19 protein-coding genes are annotated in these 20,695 nt (G+C 62.3%); 17 read left to right on the forward strand and 2 right to left on the reverse strand.

Going from position 1 to position 20,695, the window contains the following annotated elements:
- Positions 1 to 13: 13 nt before the first annotated feature.
- Both L8K08_RS03050 and L8K08_RS03055 read left to right on the forward strand, forming a co-directional pair.
- Positions 14 to 496 carry an LEA type 2 family protein gene (locus L8K08_RS03050; RefSeq protein WP_106577128.1) on the forward strand — a complete coding sequence of 161 codons (483 nt, stop codon included), beginning with the start codon at positions 14 to 16 and terminating at the stop codon, positions 494 to 496.
- Positions 493 to 693 (forward strand): SEC-C metal-binding domain-containing protein, encoded by a 201-nt coding sequence (locus tag L8K08_RS03055; RefSeq protein ID WP_003189235.1) that lies wholly within the window; start codon positions 493 to 495, stop codon positions 691 to 693. Before L8K08_RS03050 ends, L8K08_RS03055 begins: the two co-directional genes overlap by 4 nt.
- Before the next feature lie 127 nt (positions 694 to 820).
- Here L8K08_RS03055 and L8K08_RS03060 read toward each other — a convergent pair whose 3' ends face one another.
- Both L8K08_RS03060 and L8K08_RS03065 read right to left on the reverse strand, forming a co-directional pair.
- Positions 821 to 2,242 (reverse strand): ATP-binding protein, encoded by a 1,422-nt coding sequence (locus L8K08_RS03060; RefSeq protein WP_242194255.1) that lies wholly within the window; start codon positions 2,240 to 2,242, stop codon positions 821 to 823.
- A complete protein-coding gene (locus tag L8K08_RS03065) occupies positions 2,239 to 2,949 on the reverse strand; it encodes a response regulator (protein WP_145161938.1) in 711 nt (236 codons plus the stop codon). The genes L8K08_RS03060 and L8K08_RS03065 overlap by 4 nt, the downstream gene beginning before the upstream one ends.
- Positions 2,950 to 3,145: 196 nt before the next feature.
- On the opposite strand from L8K08_RS03065, the gene L8K08_RS03070 reads away from it, so the two are divergent.
- The 15 genes from L8K08_RS03070 to pdeM all read left to right on the forward strand — a co-directional run bounded on the left by L8K08_RS03070 (position 3,146) and on the right by pdeM (position 20,691).
- On the forward strand, positions 3,146 to 3,640 hold the full coding sequence (locus tag L8K08_RS03070) for a TonB-dependent receptor plug domain-containing protein (protein WP_277933494.1): 495 nt from the start codon (positions 3,146 to 3,148) through the stop codon (positions 3,638 to 3,640).
- Positions 3,641 to 3,672: 32 nt separating this feature from the next.
- Positions 3,673 to 4,788, forward strand: a complete 1,116-nt coding sequence (locus L8K08_RS03075; RefSeq protein WP_242194257.1) for an ABC transporter substrate-binding protein — start codon at positions 3,673 to 3,675, stop codon at positions 4,786 to 4,788.
- Positions 4,789 to 4,945: 157 nt separating this feature from the next.
- Entirely contained in the window at positions 4,946 to 6,004 is a 1,059-nt protein-coding gene (locus L8K08_RS03080; protein ID WP_242194259.1) for an iron ABC transporter permease, read from the forward strand.
- Positions 6,001 to 6,786, forward strand: a complete 786-nt coding sequence (locus L8K08_RS03085; protein ID WP_242194261.1) for an ABC transporter ATP-binding protein — start codon at positions 6,001 to 6,003, stop codon at positions 6,784 to 6,786. Before L8K08_RS03080 ends, L8K08_RS03085 begins: the two co-directional genes overlap by 4 nt.
- 93 nt (positions 6,787 to 6,879) lie before the next feature.
- Entirely contained in the window at positions 6,880 to 7,524 is a 645-nt protein-coding gene (locus tag L8K08_RS03090) for a glutathione S-transferase N-terminal domain-containing protein (protein ID WP_242194263.1), read from the forward strand.
- 209 nt (positions 7,525 to 7,733) lie between these two features.
- Positions 7,734 to 10,175 (forward strand): penicillin acylase family protein, encoded by a 2,442-nt coding sequence (locus L8K08_RS03095; protein WP_242194266.1) that lies wholly within the window; start codon positions 7,734 to 7,736, stop codon positions 10,173 to 10,175.
- A 201-nt stretch (positions 10,176 to 10,376) separates the two neighbouring features.
- Complete coding sequence (locus L8K08_RS03100; protein ID WP_145161921.1) at positions 10,377 to 11,381, forward strand: ligase-associated DNA damage response exonuclease; 1,005 nt, start codon at positions 10,377 to 10,379, stop codon at positions 11,379 to 11,381.
- Positions 11,378 to 13,012: an ATP-dependent DNA ligase gene (locus L8K08_RS03105; protein WP_242194268.1), complete on the forward strand. Its 1,635-nt coding sequence runs from the start codon at positions 11,378 to 11,380 to the stop codon at positions 13,010 to 13,012. The genes L8K08_RS03100 and L8K08_RS03105 overlap by 4 nt, the downstream gene beginning before the upstream one ends.
- 311 nt (positions 13,013 to 13,323) lie before the next feature.
- Positions 13,324 to 14,103: a transporter substrate-binding domain-containing protein gene (locus tag L8K08_RS03110; protein ID WP_106577139.1), complete on the forward strand. Its 780-nt coding sequence runs from the start codon at positions 13,324 to 13,326 to the stop codon at positions 14,101 to 14,103.
- A 58-nt stretch (positions 14,104 to 14,161) separates the two neighbouring features.
- Entirely contained in the window at positions 14,162 to 14,890 is a 729-nt protein-coding gene (locus tag L8K08_RS03115; RefSeq protein ID WP_106577140.1) for an ABC transporter permease, read from the forward strand.
- Positions 14,887 to 15,597, forward strand: a complete 711-nt coding sequence (locus L8K08_RS03120) for an ABC transporter permease (protein ID WP_145161917.1) — start codon at positions 14,887 to 14,889, stop codon at positions 15,595 to 15,597. Before L8K08_RS03115 ends, L8K08_RS03120 begins: the two co-directional genes overlap by 4 nt.
- 9 nt (positions 15,598 to 15,606) lie before the next feature.
- Positions 15,607 to 16,725, forward strand: coding sequence for a succinylglutamate desuccinylase/aspartoacylase family protein (locus L8K08_RS03125; protein WP_242194270.1), 1,119 nt, complete (start codon positions 15,607 to 15,609; stop codon positions 16,723 to 16,725).
- A 13-nt stretch (positions 16,726 to 16,738) separates the two neighbouring features.
- Complete coding sequence (locus L8K08_RS03130; RefSeq protein ID WP_106577143.1) at positions 16,739 to 17,503, forward strand: ATP-binding cassette domain-containing protein; 765 nt, start codon at positions 16,739 to 16,741, stop codon at positions 17,501 to 17,503.
- 57 nt (positions 17,504 to 17,560) lie between these two features.
- Positions 17,561 to 20,041 carry a ligase-associated DNA damage response DEXH box helicase gene (locus L8K08_RS03135; RefSeq protein ID WP_242194272.1) on the forward strand — a complete coding sequence of 827 codons (2,481 nt, stop codon included), beginning with the start codon at positions 17,561 to 17,563 and terminating at the stop codon, positions 20,039 to 20,041.
- Entirely contained in the window at positions 20,041 to 20,691 is a 651-nt protein-coding gene (gene pdeM, locus L8K08_RS03140) for a ligase-associated DNA damage response endonuclease PdeM (RefSeq protein WP_242194273.1), read from the forward strand. The genes L8K08_RS03135 and pdeM overlap by 1 nt, the downstream gene beginning before the upstream one ends.
- The last annotated feature ends 4 nt before the right edge of the window (positions 20,692 to 20,695 follow it).

The raw sequence follows: 20,695 nt of genomic DNA on the forward strand, positions 1-20,695 counted from the left end.
CAGGGAAAACGCCATGCTCCGGATGTACAGCTTGATGCTGGCGTTGACCCTGGGCCTCACCGGGTGCGCGTCCTGGTTCGAGGACAGCTCGCCCCCGCCTCATGTCTCCCTGGTGAAGGTTGAAGTGGTGCGCGCCAAATTGCTCGAGCAGCGCTTCAAGCTCTACTTTCGCGTGGATAACCGCGACGACGCCGACCTCACGGTGCGCGGCCTGATCTACAAAGTCAGCCTGGGCGATTTCGTGCTGACCGAAGGCGAGTCCAACGAATGGCTGACCGTACCACCGCGCGGCCATGCTTTTTTCCGGGTGAAGGTGCGAACCAACCTCTGGCCGCAGATACGCGATGTGGTACAGATGCTTAAAAACCCGAGCAAACCCGTGCCCTATCGCCTGGAAGGCGAGCTGAAAACCGGATTATTCATCGGTAATGACGTGCAGGTGAACCACAATGGCGAGATAATCCCCGGCGATTTTATTCCGGAGCGACATCGATGACTCAGCAACCCCATGTCCATGGTCCTGACTGCAACCACGATCACGACCACCATGATCATGACCACGGCCATGTCCACGGCCCGAACTGCGGCCACGCTCACCAGGAGCCGGTGCGCAACGCCCTGAAAGACGTCGGCCGCAACGATCCTTGCCCATGCGGCAGCGAGAAGAAATTCAAGAAGTGCCACGGGGCCTGATGCCCTGACCCCGCAGAAGCCGGCTTGCTATGGCGAGCGGGCTTATTGTGGCGAGCGGGCTCGCCCCGCGTTGGGCTGCGCAGCAGCCCCAATAAGATCAACGCGTTTCCTCAAACAGAACGCAATCTCAGGTTTTGGGGCTGCTTCGCACCCCAACGCGGGGCAAGCCCGCTCGCCACAACAGCAGCACCACCTCCAAGCCGCCGCCTTCCCGATTACTCAAACTCAACCGCCCCTCATGCGCCCGCGCAATCGTATGCGCAATGCTCAACCCCAACCCATACCCGCCAGTTTCGGCATTGCGTGAACCTTCCACCCGGTAAAACGGTTCCATCACCTGCTCCAACTGCTCCTGGGGAATCCCCGGGCCACGGTCACTGATGACGATCCTCAAACTGTCCGCCTGATCCTCAACCTGCACCACCACCTCGCAGCCGTAACGCACCGCGTTTTCCAGCAAGTTCTGCACACAGCGTTTGAGACTGCGCGCATACCCCGGCAGCGGCTGCTTCGCCCGGCCAATGATGGTCACGCTTTCGCCCACGTCTTCCAGGTCCGCCTGCAGGCTTTGCAGCAAGGCATTGATGTCGATGTTCTGTCGCGTCTCGTTGATTTCGCCGCTGCTGACAAAGTCCAGGGTGCTGGCCACCATGTGCTCCATTTCTTCCAGGTCGCTGCGAAAACGCTCCTGGGTGCGCGTGTCTTCGAGCATTTCCGTGCGCAGGCGCAAGCGTGTGATCGGCGAGCGCAGGTCGTGGGAAATGGCCGCAAGAAAGCGCGTGCGCTCGGCGATATTGGCGATCAGCCGTTGCTGCATCGCATTAAACGCCTGGGCGGCGCGGCGCACTTCAGTCGGGCCATCCACCGGTAACGGTGGGCGCTGGATGTCCCGACCCAGAGCCTCGGCGGCCTTGGCCAGGGCATTCAGCGGGCGGATGGCCAGGCGCACCGCCACCAGGGCGATGACCACCAGCACCAGCACCCGCAGCAAATAGATGCGCATCACGTAATCGAACCACAGGTCCAGCGGTGAGGTACTGGTCCAGCCCTGCTCTTCACTGGCGTCCACGTGCAACCAGCGCCCATCGGGCAGGCGCAGGTCGATCAGAAACTGCCCGACCACCGGCTTGGAGCTGAGTAAGGTCGAGAGCCCGGCGGTCTGCCCTTGGCCATCGACCAGCGACAGGCGTAAAAGGCTCAAGGTTTGCGCGTAGCCGGTTTTCTGCGCCAACACCTGCTTGATCAGGCGTTCGGTGGGCCGGTCGCTGTCGGTGAGCGTGCTGGGCGTGTTGCTGGCCTGGTCGCTCAAGGTCAGCCGAAAGTGCGGCGCATCAAGCAGCTGGATCAATTGCTCGGCCTGCTGCGGGTCGCTGTGCATCACGCGCACCACGTCCGCCAAACGCGTAGCGATCAGCCGTGCGGGGATTTCCAGCACCTGGCCATGACGCCGGTCGTACCAGATGCTGCTGGTCAGCGCCTGGGCCGCGAGCATGCCGCTGACCAGAATCAGCACCAGGCGCCCGAACAGCGAACGCGGCAGCAGCCTCACGCGCCCAGCACCACGTCATCGGCGGTGAGCATGTACCCCTCGTTGCGCACGGTCTTGATCAGCCCCGCCGGCAGCTGCGAGCGCAGGCGGCTGACGCACACGTCGATGGAGCGGTCGAACGGCGTGCTGTCCTTGTCGAACACATGGTTGAGCAGAAAGTCGCGGCTCAATGGGCGGTTCGGGTGCTGCAACAACAGGCGCAACACGCGGTAATCCGAATTGCCCAGGCTGACCACCACGCCTTCGGGGCTGAGCAGTTGCCGCGCCCGGGTGTCGAGTTGCCAGCCCGCGAACCGAATGCTCGGCGCCTCATCCAGGCGCGCACGGTCCGGAAAACTCTGTACCCGGCGCAACACCACCTTGATGCGCACCAGCAATTCACGCGGGTCGAAGGGTTTGGGCAGGTAGTCGTCGGCGCCGATTTCCAGACCGACGATGCGGTCGATCAACGAGCCCTTGGCCGTGAGCATCACCACCGGCGTGTTCGAGCTGACCCGCAGCTCCCGGCACAGGCTCAGGCCGTCTTCGCCGGGCAGCATCAGGTCGAGCACGATCAGGTCGATCACATTCAGCGCCAGGCGGCGGCGCATTTCCTTGCCGTCGGCGGCGGTGGACACCTGAAAGCCCGCGTCACTCAAATAGTCGCAGAGCAGTTGGCGGATTTGCGGGTCGTCATCAACGATCAACAGGTGGTCAAGCTTTGCCATGGGCAGTCAATCCGAAAACTCAAAACGCAGGAGATAGCCGAAAGCTCAGCCAGTGGTAAGCGCAAATGTAATGGAATGTTGTGGGAAACCATAATCACGCATCAGCGATACAAACCCGGGGTATGGCGGGCCGAATCGCTCTTTAGACTACCGAACCTAAATGAGAGTAATTGTAATTTAGGCTCGGGTCACCGCCATGTCACTGTCCACTCCGCACCGTCACACGCTGCACACCACCCTGGCACCGATGTTCGGCTTTCTCGCTGCCGGCAGTGTCGCACCGACTGCCTGGGCCGATGCGCGCACCGCGACGCCTGACGATTCGGTGGTGAGCCTGCCGCAAATCAAGGTCGACGGCGAAGAAACCACCTCCGCCTTCAAAGTCGACCGGGTGACCTCGGCGAAAACCAGTCAGCCGCTGCTCGACGCGCCGCAAAGCGTGACCATCGTGCCGCAGCAAGTGCTTAAAGAGCAGAACGCGCAAACCCTGCAGGAAGTGTTGCGCAACGTGCCGGGCATCACCTTCATGTCCGGTGAAGGCAACCTGGGCTGGGGCGACCTGTTTTCGATTCGCGGCTTTTCGTCCGAGCAAAGCCTGACCGTACAGCCAGGTCGGCGCATCCCTCGACGGCTTCCAGCTCTACGGCATCCCGGGCGCAGGCCGCACCCTCACCGCCAGTGTCGATTATGAGTTCTAACTTTCCCGCATCAGGAGCCTCCGCCATGTTCAAACCCCGTAACGTGCTCAAGCTCGGCGTGCTGTTCGCCGCGCTGGTGCTCGGCCATGCCGAAACCGCCGCCGCCCATGAAGTCACCGACGTGCTGGGCCGCAAGGTCGAGGTAAAGGATGACGTCGAACGCGTGGTGCTCGGCGAAGGTCGTTTGATTTCGGCATTTGCCTTGCTCGACAAGGACGCGCCGTTCCAGCGCATCGTTGGCTGGCAAAACGACTTGAAGCTGCTGGACCCGCACACCTACAACGCCTATGTGGCGAAGTTTGCGACAGTCAAAGACATCCCGTTGATCGGGCAAGCCTCCGAGCAAAGCGTCAGCGCCGAGGAAATTCTCTCGCTCAAACCTGACCTGGCGGTGTTCAGCATTTCCGGCCACGGGCCGACCGAACACAGCGCAGTGGCTGACGTGCTGGCCAAGGCGGGCATCCCGGTGTTGTTCGTCGATTTCCGTATCAACCCGGTGCAAGGCACCCACACCAGCATGATCGCGCTGGGCCAGGCGCTGGGGCGTGAAGCCCAGGCCAACGCCTTCCTGGCCTTCTATGACCAGCACATCAAAGTCATCACCGACGCCGTCGCCACGCTGCCGGCGGGGCCGCGCCCGAGCGTGTTTCTGGAACTGCTGGCCGGTGCCTGGCAGGCACCGGGGCACACCACCGGCAAAAGCGGCATGGGTGAAGTGATCAAGCTGGTCGGCGGGCGCAATATCGCCGCCGACGTGGTGCCGGGTGCGCTGGGCGATATCAGCGTCGAGTACGCGCTGAAAGCCGATCCGGACGTGTACGTGGCCACCGGCAACCACAAGCCTGGGCTGATCCTGGGCGCTGGCGTAAGCCCTGATGAAGCACGTGAGGCATTTGATCGGGTGTTAGCGCGGCCGGAGTTCGCCAATCTTCGGGCCATCCGCGAGGGCAATGCCCACGGCCTGTGGCATGACTTCTACAACTCGCCGTACAACCTGCTGGCGATCGAAGCGCTGGCCAAGTGGGTGCACCCGCAGCTGTTCGCCACGCTTGACCCGCAGGCGACCATGGAGCAAATCAACCAACAGTTCCTGGGCATGCCGTTGCAGGGTGCTTACTGGATTGACGCAAAAACCCAGTAACACTTATCGCCCTGTTGGAACGCAGTCAGTGTGGGAGCTGGCTTGCCTGCGATAGCAGAGTGTCAGCCACTGAATCAGTCGACTGATACACCGCTATCGCCGGCAAGCCAGCTCCCACATCTGGATGTTCATCGTTTGTTAAATGTGTGTGAGCCAAATGACCACTCAAACCCTCGACCTCGCAACTGCCACTCACGGCTACCGCCGCTTGCTGGCACGCCGCGCCTGGCTGCTGGCGCTACTGGGCACGGCGCTGGTCTGCGCGATGCTGGTGGACCTGGCCAGTGGCCCATCGGGCATGGGCCTGCCGGCTTTGCTCGACGGCATCCTGCACCCCTCGCACCTCGGCGCCACCGACCACGTCATCATCTGGAACGTGCGCTTGCCCTACGCGCTGATGGCCGTGCTGGTGGGCTGCGCGTTGTCGCTGGCCGGGGCTGAGATGCAGGCGATCCTGAATAACCCACTGGCCAGCCCGTTTACCCTCGGCGTGTCGTCGGCCGCCGCATTGGGCGCATCGCTGGTCATCGTGTTTCCGGTGACCACGTTGTGGGTGTCGGCCAACACGGCGATTTCCATCTCGGCCTTTATCTTCGCGGCGGCCTCGGTATTTTTGCTGCAAGCCATGTCGCGCCTGCGCGGCGCGGGCGTGGAAAGCCTGGTGTTGTTCGGCATCGCGCTGGTGTTCAGTTGCAATGCGGTCGTGGCCCTGCTGCAACTGGTCGCCACTGAAGATGTCTTGCAGCAACTGGTGTTCTGGACCTTGGGCAGCGTGACCCGGGCCAACTGGGACAAACTCGGCATCCTCGCCCTGGTCGTGGCGGTGGTGATGCCGTTTTCTTTCGCCGCCGCACCGCGCCTGACCCTGCTGCGCATGGGCGAAGACCGCGCGCAAAGCTTTGGCGTGGACGTGAAGCGCCTGCGGTTTTTCTCGTTGCTGCGTATCAGCCTGCTGTCGGCCACCGCCGTGGCGTTTGTAGGCACCATCGGTTTTATCGGTCTGGTCGGTCCGCATATCGCGCGGATTCTGGTGGGTGAAGACCAACGCTTCCTGCTGCCCGCCAGCGCCTTGACCGGCGCGTTGCTGCTGGCGCTGTCGTCGATTGCCAGCAAGCTGATCATGCCGGGCGTGATCGTGCCGGTCGGCATCGTCACCGCGTTGGTGGGCGTGCCGATTTTCGTGGTGCTGGTGTTCAAGCGCGGGAGGCAGCTATGAACCAGGGCTTATCGGTGCACAACGCCAACGTCAGTTATGGCCGGCGGCAAATCGTGCATGACCTGAGCTTGCCTACCCTGCCCCACGGCAGCCTGACCGCGCTGATCGGCCCCAATGGCGCCGGTAAGTCGACCTTGCTGCGTGCCGTGGCCGGGCTGGAAAAGATGCAAGGCGTGGTAAGGCTGGGTGCACTGGACCTGTCGTCCATGTCCGTGGCCGAGCGGGCACGCCGCGTCACGTACATGCCGCAAAACCTGCCGCCGGGCCTGAGCCTCAGCGTGATGGAAAGCGTGATCGCCGCATTGCGCGTGGCCCATGTCGAAGGCATTCCCTTGTCCAGTGAGGCCTGTCTGCGTGAAGCGTTTGAGGCGTTGCAACGCATCGGCATCGCACACCTGGCCGATCAACTGTTAAGCACTTTGTCCGGTGGCCAACGCCAGCTGGTCAGCCTCGCCCAACTCATCGCGCGCCGCCCACAGGTGATGTTGCTCGACGAGCCCACCAGCGCCCTCGACCTCAATTACCAGTTGAAGGTCATGGACTGCGTGCGTGGGCTGGTGCGCGAACACAACCTGATCGCCGTGGTGGTGCTGCACGACATCAACCTCGCCGCGCGGTTTGCCGACCACATTGCCGTGCTGCGCCAGGGCCGCTTGTACGCCAGTGGCGTAGCGGATGAGGTGCTTGACCCGGCGCTGTTTGCCGACGTTTACGGTGTGCGGGTGCGCATTGAACGGTGCTCGCAGCAGTCGTTGCAGGTGCTGGTCGATGGGGCTGTGTGAAACGCTTCTAAGGTTAGACGCAAATGTTTGATTGAATTATTGCCCTTGGATCATCACCTATACCTGCAGGCATTCGCTCATTTGGAGAGCTTCATGATCGACCTGTATTACTGGACTACCCCCAACGGTCACAAAGTTTCACTGTTCCTGGAAGAAGCCGGTCTGCCCTACAAGGTGCACCCGATCAACATCGGCCAGGGCGACCAGTTCAAACCAGACTTCCTGAAGATTGCTCCCAACAACCGTATCCCGGCCATCGTCGACCAAAGCCCGAGCGACGGCGGCGCGCCGATTTCACTGTTTGAATCCGGCGCCATCTTGCTGTACCTCGCGGAAAAAACCGGCCAGTTCCTCCCCAAATACCTGCGCGGTCGCCAGGAGGCATTGCAGTGGCTGTTCTGGCAAATGGGCGGGCTAGGGCCAATGGCCGGGCAGAACCATCATTTCAGCCAGTTCGCACCGGAAAAAATCCCCTACGCGATCAAGCGCTACGTCGATGAAACCGCGCGCCTGTATGGCGTGCTGGACCGGCGCCTGGCGGACCGCGCCTTCGTGGCGGGCGAGGACTACAGCATTGCCGACATGGCGATCTACCCGTGGATTGTTTCCCACAAGTGGCAGAGCCAGCGCCTGGAGGACTTCCCCCACGTGCAGCGTTGGTTCAACAGCATCAAGGAACGCCCGGCGACCGTTCGGGCGTATGAGCTGGTGCAGAAAGTGAATCCGCCCAAAGCCTGATCTGAAGTCTTACTCGGTCAAACTGTGGGAGCGGGCTTGCTCGCGAATGCGGTGGTTCAGTCAGACCTTCGTTGACTGACACTCCGCATTCGCGAGCAAGCCCGCTCCCACAGTTGATTTGCGCAAGACTCAAACTCCTGCTTGCGTCGTTTCGCCGCGCTCACTAACGTAGCGCCTTTAATGACGCTACCCCCCGCAGGAGCTTTGCCATGGCCTCGCCAGCCCTCTCACATTTTCTTCCCCGGTTCGGCGTTGCCGCGGCAGTGGCCAGTGCTTTAAGCCTGGCCGGTTGCCAGCTCCAGAGCACCCAGGACACCCTGCCACCCGTTGCCGGCGTGCAGCCGATCAAAGGTCTGGCACAGAATGTGTCGGTACGCCGCAATGCCCAAGGCATGCCGCTGATCGAAAGCAACACCTTCCATGACGCGCTGTTCAGCCTCGGTTACGTGCACGCCAGCGACCGCATCACGCAGATGGTCACCTTGCGCCTGCTGGCCCAGGGCCGTCTGGCGGAAATGTCCGGGCCGGAGGTGCTGGATGTCGACCGCTTCATGCGCGCGGTCAACCTGAAAAAAAGCGCCGGCGAGCTGTACAACGCGTCGTCGCCGCGCCTCAAGCGCTTCTTTGAAGTGTATGCCCGCGGCGTCAACGCCTACCTGTTCCGCTACCGCGACAAGCTGCCGCCGGACCTGGCCCAGACCGGCTACAAGCCCGAGTACTGGAAACCGGAAGATTCGGCGCTGTTGTTCTGCCTGTTGAATTTCAGCGAATCGAGCAACCTGCAAGAAGAACTCTCCTCGTTGGTGCTGGCGCAGAAAATCGGCGTCGACAAGCTCGCCTGGCTCACGCCAAGCGCGCCGGATGAGCCAATCCCGGCGGACGAGGCCGACAAGCTCAAGGGCGTGAACCTGGGCCAGATCACCGGCCTTGCGGGCCTGGAAAGCGTCGGCCAGCAGTTGAACAGCCTCAACGCCCTGGCGGTCACCACCTCCAACAACTGGGCCATCGGCCCGCAACGCAGCCGCAGCGGCAAAAGCCTGCTGGCCAGCGACCTTGCCGCCCAGCCGCAAGCGCCGTCGCCGTGGAATTACGTGCAGATCCGTGCGCCCAAATACCAGGCAGTCGGCGCCTCGATTGCCGGTCTGCCGACCCTGTTGTCCGGCTTCAACGGCAAAGTCGCGTGGAGCATGAGCGCGGTCAAGGGCGACACCCAGGACCTGTTCCTGGAAAAGGTCAAACGCCAAGGCAACGCGTTGTACTACGAGAACAACGGCAAATGGCTGCCGGCCACCGTGCGCAACGAAACCTACTTCGCCAAAGGCCAGCGGCCACTGCGTGAAGTGGTCTACGAAACTCGCCACGGCGCCCTGCTCAACAGCAGCCAGGCGCTGACCAGCGGTTTCGGCCTGGCCCTGCAAACCGCCGACTTCAAGGACGACAAGAGCCTGGACGCGTTTTTCGACCTGTCCCGTGCGCAAAACGCCGGCAAGGCGTCGGACGCGACCCGGGAAATCCGCGCCATCGCCCTGAACATGATCTTCGCCGACGCCAGCAACATCGGCTGGCAAGTCACCGGCCGCTTCCCCAACCGCCGCGAAGGCGAAGGCCTGCTGCCGTCGCCGGGCTGGGACGCGCGCTTTGACTGGGACGGCTACGCCGACGCGATGCTGCACCCGTACGATCAGGACCCGGCCCAAGGCTGGATCGGCACCGCCAACCAGCGCACCGCGCCACGCGGTTATGGCATGCAGCTGTCCAATTCCTGGGATGCACCGGAGCGCAGCGAACGCCTGGCGCAATTGGCCAATGCCGGCAAGCATGACAGCCGCAGCATGATCGCCATGCAGTACGACCAGACCACCCCCTTCGCCGCCAAGCTCAAGACCATGTTCCAGGCACCGGGCATGGCCCAGCCGTTGAAACAGGCGATTGATGCGCTGCCGGCGGCTGATGCGACCAAGGCCCGCGAGGCGCTGAATCGCCTGATGGCGTTTGATGGCCGACTGGCGCCAACGTCCGCCGACGCGGCGATCTACGAGCTGTTCCTGCAGGAAAGCACCAAGCAGATCTTCCTCGACGAACTCGGCCCGGAAAACAGCGCCAGCTGGAAAGCCTTTATCAGCAACGCCAACCTGTCCTACTCCGCCAACGCCGACCACCTGCTGGGCCGCGAAGACAGCCCGTTCTGGGACGACGTGCGCACGGCGCAAAAAGAAGACAAACCGGCGATCCTGGCCCGCAGCCTGGCCGCCGCGATCACGGCCGGCGACAGCCAATTGGGCGCCGACCACAAGGCCTGGCAGTGGGGCAAGCTGCACACCATCACCTGGAAAAACACCAACGGCCAGGTGATTCGCGGCCCGTTCGCCAGCGGCGGCGACCACAACACCCTGAACCCGGCGCCCTACCGCTGGGGCCAGGACTTCACCACCACCCAGGTGCCGGCGCTGCGCATGATTGTCGACTTCGGCCAGATTGAACCGATGATGGGCCAGGGCGGCATTGGTCAGTCCGGCAACCCGGCCAGCCCGAATTATGCGAACGGCATCGACCCGTCGCTCAAGGCGCAATACCTGAGCTTCCCGATGCAGCCGCAGAACTTTGACAAGGTGTATGGGAAAACCCGCTTGACCCTCACACCCGGCAAGTAACCCGTTTTTTCACTGAAGAAACCGGATCAAAAATGTGGGAGCGGGCTTGCTCGCGAAGGCGGTCGATCAGTCACTGAATAGTTGGCTGAACCACCGCCTTCGCGAGCAAGCCCGCTCCCACATTGACCTTATGCATTCCGATAGAACTTCTCGCCCCACCGTCCCCTCATACCTGATAAGCCCATCGCCCCCGGCACGCCCATGGACCTTGTCATCGCCCGGCCCGAAGGCCTCTACTGCCCCGCCGGAGATTTTTACATCGACCCATGGCGGCCGGTGGAACGCTCGGTCATCACCCACGCCCACGGCGACCACGCCCGCACCGGCAACGAGCACTACCTGGCCGCTGCGCCCGGTGAAGGCATTTTGCGCTCGCGCCTGGGCCAGGACATCAATCTGCAAACCCTGGCCTATGGCGAAAAACTCGTGCACCACGGCGTGACCCTGAGTTTTCACCCTGCCGGGCACGTGCTGGGTTCAGCCCAGGTGCGGCTGGAATACCAGGGCGAAGTCTGGGTCGCCTCCGGCGACTACAAAGTCGAGCCCGACGGCACCTGCGCGCCCTTCGAACCGGTGCGCTGCCACACCTTTATTACCGAATCCACGTTCGGCCTGCCGATCTACCGCTGGCAGCCCCAGGCGCAGATTTTCGCCGGGATCAATGACTGGTGGCAGGCCAACATCGCCGCCGGCAAGGCCAGCGTGTTGTTCTGTTATTCGTTCGGCAAGGCCCAGCGCATCCTGCATGGCATCGACGCCAGCATTGGCCCGATCCTCAGCCATGGCGCGGTCGAACCCTTGAACCGCGTGTACCGCGAGGCTGGGATCTACATCCCCGAAACTCTTTACGCCGGCGACTTCAAAAAGACCGACCCGTTGCTGCGCCAGGCGCTGATCATCGCCCCGCCGTCCGCAGGCGGAAGCAGTTGGATCAAGCGTTTCGGCGACTACAGCGACGCGTTCGCCAGCGGCTGGATGCGCTTGCGCGGTACGCGGCGGCGCCGCGGTGTGGACCGTGGCTTTGTGCTCTCGGACCACGCCGATTGGCCGGGGCTGTTGTGGGCCATCGAGCAGACCGGCGCCGAGCGGGTGATGGTCACCCACGGTTCTGTCGGCGTTCTGGTGCGTCACCTGCGGGAAAAAGGCCTGGATGCCCAGGGTTTCACCACCGAATACGGCGATGACGAAGAGGAGGCCAGCGCATGAAAGCCTTCGCCGAGTTGTACGCCAACCTCGACGCCACCACGTCCAGCAATGCCAAGCTCGCCGCGTTGCAGGCGTACTTTCGCCAAGCCCCGCCCGACGATGCAGCGTGGGCGGTGTATTTCCTGTCCGGCGGGCGGCCTCGGCAACTGGTGCCCACCCGTTTACTGCGCGACATGGCCACCGAAGCCTCGGGCATCGAACCGTGGTTATTTGAAGAGAGCTACCAGTCGGTCGGCGATTTGGCCGAGACCATTTCCCTGCTGTTACCCGAATCCACCTACACCTCGGAGGATGGCCTGGCGGTGTGGCTCGAAGAAAAGCTGCTGCCCCTGCGGGGTTTGCCGCCTCTGGAACTCGCCGAACGCCTGCCCGCACTGTGGGCCCAGCTGGATCAGCCGAGCCTGATGGTCTGTATCAAATTGATCACCGGCAGCTTTCGCGTCGGCGTGTCCAAACTGCTGGTCACCCGCGCCCTCGCCGCGATGGCCGACCTCGACAGCAAGCGCGTGGCGCAACGCCTGGTGGGCTACACCGACCTGTCCAATCGCCCTACGCCTGAAGGCTACCTCAAGCTGATCGCTGCCGAATCGTCCGACGAACATGCGCAACGCGGCGGGCAGCCTTATCCGTTTTTTCTGGCCCATGGGTTGTCGCAGCCGGTGGAGCAATTCGACGCCCTGCTCGGCTCCCCCGCCGACTGGCAGGTGGAATGGAAGTGGGACGGCATTCGCGCGCAGTTGGTCAAGCGTGAAGGCCGGCTGTGGGTCTGGTCGCGGGGCGAGGAGCTGGTCACCGAGCGTTTTCCCGAACTGCACAGCCTGGTCAGCGGCCTGCCGGATGGCACGGTGATCGACGGCGAAATCGTGGTGTGGAAGGACGCAGTGCAACCCTTTGCGCTGCTGCAACAGCGTATCGGCCGCAAGACCTTGAGCAAAAAGGTGCTTGAAGATGCACCGGTCGCCGTCCTCGCCTACGACCTGCTGGAGTTCGAGGGCGACGATTGGCGCAATCACACCCAGGCCGAACGCCGCACCCAACTCGAGCAGGTGATTGCCCAGTGCAACCAGCCTGTGCTGCTGCCGTCTCCTTCGCTGACGGGCACCTCTTGGGCAAACCTTGCGCAGCAACGCGAGGCGTCTCGCCAGTTGGGCGTGGAAGGCATGATGCTCAAGGCCAAGGACGGCCTGTACGGCGTGGGCCGCACCAAGGACATGGGCGTGTGGTGGAAATGGAAAGTCGACCCGTTCAGCGTCGACGCGGTGTTGATTTACGCCCAACGTGGCCATGGGCGCCGCGCCAGCCTGTATAGCGACTACACCTTTGCGGTGTGGGATGGCCCGCCCGGCACCGAACGCACGCTGGTGCCGTTCGCGAAGGCCTATTCAGGCCTGACCGACGAGGAAATGCGCAAGGTCGACGCGATTGTGCGCAAAACCACCGTGGAGAAATTCGGGCCGGTGAGCAGTGTGACGCCGAGCATGGTGTTTGAGCTGGGCTTTGAGGGCATTGCCCTGTCCAAGCGCCACAAGAGCGGGATTGCGGTGCGGTTTCCCAGAATGCTGCGGTGGCGCCAGGATAAGGCGGTGGACGAGGCGGACAATTTGGCCACGCTGCAGGACCTCCTGACCTGAAATACATCCTCATGTGGGAGCGGGCTTGCTCGCGAATACGGTGGGCCAGTGACAGATGAATTGACTGACCCGCCGCATTCGCGAGCACGCCCGCTCCCATGTCTGATTCGCGCCAAGATCCAAAATGGTGCACTGAAAAATCAATGCCCATTTTCGGGCATCTCCTACACTCTCATCTCCCTTATCCCACCTTTTAAAACAGTCATTCGGAACTATGGTGCAGAAATTGCTACTCGTGATCCGTCTGACACCGTTCAGTAACAGTCCTAAACGCGCCACAAGCGCTTATCTTGGTTTCCAGGGATTACATAATGAAAAAAGCATTGCTGACCCTTTCTGCACTGGCTCTGTGCATGGCTGCTGGTGTTGCCACAGCCAAGGAATACAAGGAATTGCGTTTTGGTGTCGATCCTTCCTACGCGCCGTTCGAATCCAAGGCCGCTGACGGCAGCCTGGTAGGCTTCGATATCGACCTGGGCAATGCGATCTGCGCCGAGCTGAAGGTCAAGTGCAAGTGGGTTGAAAGTGACTTCGACGGCATGATTCCAGGCCTGAACGCCAACAAGTTCGACGGCGTGATTTCCTCGATGACCGTGACCGAAGCCCGTGAAAAGGCGATCGACTTCTCCAACGAGCTGTTCTCCGGCCCGACGTCCCTGGTGTTCAAAAAAGGCGCGAACTTCTCCACGCCTGAGTCCCTCAAGGGCAAAACCGTGGGCTACGAGCAAGGCACCATCCAGGAAGCCTACGCCAAGGCGGTGCTGGACAAAGCCGGTGTGACCACCAAGGCCTATGCCAACCAGGACCAGGTGTATGCCGACCTGACGTCCGGTCGTCTCGACGCTTCGGTGCAAGACATGCTGCAAGCCGAACTGGGCTTTTTGAAGTCGCCGGCAGGCGCTGACTACGAAGTCAGCAAGGCCATCGACGACCCATTGCTGCCATCCAAAACGGCGGTCGGTATCAAAAAAGGTAACAAAGACCTCAAGGCCTTGCTCGATAAAGGTATCAAAGCGTTACACGATGATGGCACCTACGCCACCATCCAGAAGAAACACTTCGGCGATCTGAACCTGTACAGCGGTAAATAACACCCTGGCGCCCACCTGTTTGAGGTGGGCGCTTTTTATCGCCATAGGTCCTGAATTCATGTTTGAAGATCTTTTGCAAACCCTGGGGCTGAGCGCCTTCAGTTTGAAGGGGTTCGGCCCGCTGTTGCTGCAAGGTACGTGGATGACCGTGAAACTGTCGGTCGCCTCCCTGGCCGTCAGCGTCCTGCTCGGCTTGCTCGGCGCCAGCGCGAAACTGTCCAGCGTCAGCCTGATCCGCGTCCCCGCCCAGCTCTACACCACCTTGATTCGCGGCGTGCCCGACCTGGTGCTGATGTTGCTGATTTTCTACAGCCTGCAAATCTGGCTGACCGGTTTTACCGACTTCATGGAATGGGACTACATCGAGATCGACCCATTCAGCGCTGGGGTTATCACCCTGGGCTTCATCTACGGTGCCTACTTCACCGAGACCTTTCGCGGTGCGATCCTCGCCGTGCCGCGGGGCCAGCTGGAAGCGGCGACCGCCTACGGGCTCACGCGCGGGCAGCGGTTTCGCTTCGTGACCTTCCCGCAGATGATGCGCTTTGCCCTGCCGGGCATCGGCAACAACTGGATGGTGATGCTCAAGGCCACGGCGCTGGTGTCGATCATCGGCCTGGCGGACCTGGTCAAGGCCGCTCAAGACGCCGGCAAGAGCACCTACCAACTGTTTTACTTCCTGGTCATCGCCGCGTTGATCTACCTGCTGATCACCAGCGCGTCCAATGTCGTCCTGCGCTGGCTTGAGCGCCGTTACTCCGCTGGGTCCCGGGAGGCCGTGCGATGATCGAACTTCTGCAGCAATACTGGCGGCCCTTCCTTTATAGCGACGGCCAGCACATCACCGGGCTGGCAATGACCCTGTGGCTGCTCAGCGCGGCGCTGGTGATTGGCTTTGTGGTGTCAATCCCGCTGTCCATCGCCCGCGTGTCGCGCAAACGCTACATCCGTTGGCCGGTGCAGTTTTACACCTACCTGTTTCGTGGCACGCCGCTCTATATCCAGCTGCTGATCTGCTACACCGGGATCTACAGCATTGCGGCCGTGCGGGCGCAACCGGTGCTGGACGCGTTCTTTCGAGATGCGATGAACTGCACCATCCTCGCCTTCGCCCTGAACACCTGCGCCTACACCACCGAGATTTTCGCCGGGGCGATCCGCAGCATGGCGCATGGCGAAGTCGAGGCAGCCAAGGCTTACGGCCTGAGCGGCTGGAAGCTCTATGCCTATGTGATCATGCCGTCGGCGCTGCGCCGCTCGTTGCCGTACTACAGCAATGAAGTGATCCTGATGCTGCACTCGACCACCGTGGCATTCACCGCGACGGTGCCGGACATTCTCAAGGTGGCCCGGGACGCCAACTCGGCCACGTACATGACCTTTCAATCATTCGGCATCGCTGCGCTGATCTACCTGACCGTGACCTTTGCGCTGGTCGGGCTGTTTCGTCTGGCGGAGCGCCGTTGGCTGGCCTTTCTCGGGCCGAGCCATTAAGGAGTCGTCATGCGTCATCAGGTACATGATCTGATCGCGCCGGTGCCAGGCACGGCGCGGCAGATTCACAGTTTCCACTTCGGTCCGGAACAGGCTGAAGGCAAGGTCTACATCCAGTCATCGCTGCATGCCGACGAACTGCCGGGCATGCTGGTGGCCTGGCACCTCAAGGCCCGCCTCGCCGAGTTGGCGGCGGCCGGCAGGCTGCGCAGCGAAATCGTGTTGGTGCCAATTGCCAACCCGGTGGGCCTGGAGCAAGTGTTGATGGATATTCCGCTGGGCCGCTACGAGCTGGAAAGCGGACAGAATTTCAACCGCCGATTTGTCGACCTCAGTGAAGAGGTGGGTAACCAGGTCGAGTATTTGCTGGGGGATGACGCGCAGCACAACGCCCGTTTGATCCGTGCCGCGCTGTCCAATGCCCTCGCCCGGCAAGTGGCCGACACCCAGTTGCAATCCCAACGCCTGGTGCTGCAACGCCTGGCCTGCGATGCCGACATGGTGCTTGACCTGCATTGCGACTTCGAAGCCGTGGCGCACTTGTACACCACGCCCGAAGCCTGGCCGCAGGTGGAGCCGCTGGCACGCTACATCGGCTCGGAAGCCAACTTGCTTGCCACCGATTCCGGCGGGCAGTCCTTCGATGAATGTTTCACCCTGGTGTGGTGGCAGTTGCAGCAACGCTTTGGCGAGCGCTTCCCGATTCCCATGGGCAGCTTTTCGGTGACCGTCGAACTGCGCGGCCAGGGCGACGTCAACCATGGCCTGGCCCGTCTCGACTGCCAGGCGATCATCGACTACCTGATCCACTTCGGCGCAATTGAAGGCACCGCGGCGCCACTGCCCCCATTGCCCTACCCGGCCACCCCACTGGCGGGCGTCGAGCCTGTGACCACGCCCGTTGGCGGTTTGCTGGTCTTCAGCGCCCTGCCCGGTGAATACCTGGAGGCCGGGCAATTGATCGCCGAAATCATCGACCCCCTTACTGACCGCGTAACGCCCGTGCACTGTAAAAGCGCCGGCTTGCTTTACGCCCGTTCGCTGCGGCGCATGGCCACGGCCGGCATGGTGATCAGCCATGTCGCAGGCCATGAAGCCTACCGCAGCGGCTACCTACTTTCGCCTTGAGGATGCACGCCCCATGTACAAATTGACCGTTGAAGGCCTGCATAAAAGCTATGGCGACAATGAAGTGCTCAAAGGTGTCTCGCTCAAGGCCAAGACCGGTGATGTGATCAGTTTGATCGGCGCCAGCGGTTCGGGCAAAAGCACCTTTTTGCGCTGCATCAACTTTCTGGAAACCCCCAACGACGGCGCGATGACCCTCGACGGCCAGCAAATCCGCATGGTCAGCGACCGCCACGGCATGCGCGTGGCCGACGACGCCGAGCTGCAACGCCTGCGCACACGGCTGGCGATGGTGTTCCAGCATTTCAACCTGTGGAGCCACATGAGCGTGCTGGAGAACATCACCATGGCGCCGCGCCGGGTGCTGGGTTGCAGCAAGAAGGACGCCGAAGACCGCGCCCGTCGCTACCTCGACAAAGTCGGCTTGCCGGCGCGCGTGGCCGATCAATACCCGGCGTTTTTGTCTGGTGGCCAACAGCAACGGGTGGCCATCGCCCGCGCCCTGGCCATGGAGCCGGAGGTGATGCTGTTCGACGAGCCGACCTCGGCCCTCGACCCGGAGCTGGTCGGTGAAGTTTTGAAGGTGATCCAGGGGCTGGCCGAGGAAGGCCGCACCATGATCATGGTCACCCACGAAATGAGCTTTGCGCGCAAGGTGTCGAGCCAGGTGCTGTTCCTGCACAAGGGCCTGGTGGAAGAGCAAGGTGCGCCTGCGGATGTGCTGGGCAATCCGAAGAGCGAGCGCCTGCAGCAGTTTTTGAGCGGCAATTTGAAGTAAACCTTTGCGGCGCCTGGAGGGTCTCTGAATGAGAGCCTCCAGAGCGTCAGCCCATCCATGGCAAAACCCCTCGACTTCGCAAAACACTGGTTTGCCGCCAAGGGCTGGAAACCGTTCGCCTTTCAGAAAGCGGTATGGGCGGCGGTCAAGCAGGGTCAGTCAGGCTTGCTGCATGCCAGCACCGGCGCGGGTAAAACCTATGCACTGTGGTTTGCCGCCCTCAATCGTTTCGCCATCACTCGACCGCCCGCCACCGGCAAACGCAAACCGCCGGCTGAGCCGCTGACCGTGCTGTGGATTACACCCATGCGCGCGCTGGCCGCCGACACTGCACGCGCCCTTGAAGCGCCGCTGGCGGCCCTGCAGATTCCCTGGAGCGTCGGCCTGCGCACCGGCGATACCAGCAGCAGCGAACGCGCACGCCAAACCCGCCGCCAGCCCACCGCGCTGGTTACCACGCCGGAAAGTCTGACGTTGATGCTGGCGCGTGCCGACAGTGAATCGAGCCTGGCGCAGTTGCGCATGGTCATCGTGGATGAATGGCATGAACTGATCGGCAACAAGCGTGGCGTGCAGCTGCAACTGGCGCTGGCGCGCTTGCGGCGTTGGCATCCGGAACTGATGGTGTGGGGAATTTCGGCGACGCTGGGTAATCAGGATCACGCGTTGGAGGTTTTGGTCCCACAAGGTGGCGGTATCAACGTGCAGGGGCAAACGGCCAAAACGCTGCAGGTCGATACCTTGTTACCGCCTACCACCGAGCGTTTTCCCTGGGCCGGGCATATTGGTTTGAAGATGTTGCCGCAAGTCGTCGCCGAAGTTGACTCCAGCAGCAGTTGCCTGGTGTTTACCAACACGCGGGCGCAGTCGGAGATCTGGTATCAGGCATTGCTCGAGGCGCGCCCGGATTGGGCGGGCGTGATCGCGCTGCACCACGGCTCACTCTCGCGCGAAACGCGCGACTGGGTGGAGCGAGCCTTGAAAGACGGCCAGCTCAAAGCGGTGGTGTGCACCTCCAGCCTGGACTTGGGCGTGGATTTTCTGCCGGTAGAGCGCGTGCTGCAAATCGGCTCGGCCAAAGGCGTGGCGCGCTTGATGCAGCGTGCCGGACGTTCCGGCCACGCGCCAGGGCGGCCGTCCCGGGTGACGCTGGTGCCGACCCACAGCCTGGAGCTGGTGGAAGCAGCCGCCGCCCAGGACGCAATCGCCCAGCGGCGCATCGAAGCGCGTGAATCGCCTTACAAGCCGCTGGACGTGCTCGTACAGCATTTGGTGAGCATGGCGCTGGGCGGAGGCTTTACGCCGGACGCGCTGCTGGCGGAAGTGCGCGGGGCCTGGGCCTACCGTGACCTCACGCAAGCCGACTGGGCCTGGGCGTTGGGTTTTGTGCGCCATGGCGGATTGTCGCTGACGGCTTACCCGGATTACCGCCGCGTGGAGCCCGATGAGCACGGCGTGTGGCGCGTGCCGGATGCACGCCTGGCGCGGCGCCATCGCATGAGCGTAGGCACCATCGTCAGTGATGCGAGTATCCAGCTGAAATTCTGGAGCAAGGGCGGCGGCGGCAAGAACCTGGGCAGTGTCGAGGAAGGCTTTATCGCACGGCTCAAACCCGGTGATGGTTTCCTGTTTGCCGGGCGTTTGCTGGAGCTGGTGCGCGTGGAAAACATGACTGCTTACGTGCGTCGCAGCACCGCGAAAAGAGCCGCCGTGCCGCGTTGGAATGGCGGGCGCATGCCGCTTTCCAACGAGCTGGCGCAGGCGGTGGTCGAGCGTTTTGATGCGGCGGCGCACGGGCATTTTGACGGCCCGGAAATGCAGGCGGTGCAGCCTTTGCTGCAAACCCAGTTGCGCTGGTCGGGCCTGCCGACGCGCACGCATTTGCTGGCCGAAGCCCTGAAGTCGCGGGAGGGATGGCACGTGTTTCTTTACCCCTTCGCCGGACGCCAAGTGCATCTGGGCCTGGCCAGCCTGCTGGCGTGGCGGGTCAGCCAACAGCAGCCGGTGACCTTTTCGATTGCGGTGAATGATTACGGGCTGGAGCTGTTGAGCGCCACGCCGGTGGATTGGCCATTGCTGCTGAACGAAGCGTTGTTGAGTCCGCAAAATTTGCTGACCGACGTTATAGCCAGCCTGAATGCCGGGGAACTGGCCCTCAGGCGCTTTCGCGAGATCGCGCGCATCGCCGGGCTGGTGTTCGCGGGTTACCCCGGTGCGCCAAAAAGCACGCGACAGGTTCAGGCCTCCAGCGGGTTGTTTTTTGAAGTGTTCAAGCAATATGACCCGCAGAACCTGCTGCTGACCCAGGCCGGGGAAGAAGTCCTGCGTGACGAGTTGGATATTCGTCGGCTGGAACAGACATTGCGCCATCTGGCCGCGCTGAAACTGGACCTGTACCTGATCGAACGGCCTACACCGCTGGCCTTCCCACTGCTGGTTGAGCGGATGCGCGAGAGCATGAGTTCGGAGAAACTTTCGGAGCGCATTGCACGGATGGTCAAGGACCTGGAAAAAGTCGCGGATAACGGGAAACGCTGATGCACTGTTCGGTAATGCTTGAGGGAGAAGAGCTGTGGCTGCTGCCGGAAAAGGCCGTGTACTGGCCATCACGTCGGTGCCTGCTGATTGCCGACGTGCATTTTGGCAAGGCCTCCGCCTACCGCAGCCTTGGGCAACCCGTGCCCCAAGGCACCACGACTGAAAACCTGCAACGCCTGAACCGGCTGTTATCGGCCTTGCCGTGCGAGCAAGTTATCTTTCTCGGTGACTTCCTGCACGGCCCCGGCTCTCACGCCAGCGGCACGCTGAGCGCCTTGAGAGCCTGGCGTGAGTGCAATCGCGACCTGGGCCTGACGCTGATTCGCGGCAATCACGATAAACGCGCAGGTGACCCACCGGCCGACTTGGGCATCGAGGTGGTGCCGGAGCCTTTGCTGATGGGGCCGTTCGCCCTGCAACACGAACCGGACGCGCATGCCAGCCACCATGTACTGGCGGGGCATGTGCACCCAGTTTATCGATTGCGCGGCAGGGGCCGTCAGAGCTTGCGCCTGCCGTGCTTTCAGCTCGGGTCGCAGATCAGCCTGCTGCCGGCGTTCGGCGCCTTTACCGGGGGTTATTCAGTGGAACAGCGCGATGATCGGCAGATCTTTGTGATCGGCGATGAGGACGTATGGCCGGTGTGCTGAAGAA

The sequence above is a fragment of the Pseudomonas sp. TREG-RG-20F-10-E-6-01 genome (assembly GCF_022662455.1).
In the GTDB taxonomy this organism is placed as follows: Bacteria; Pseudomonadota; Gammaproteobacteria; order Pseudomonadales; family Pseudomonadaceae; genus Aquipseudomonas.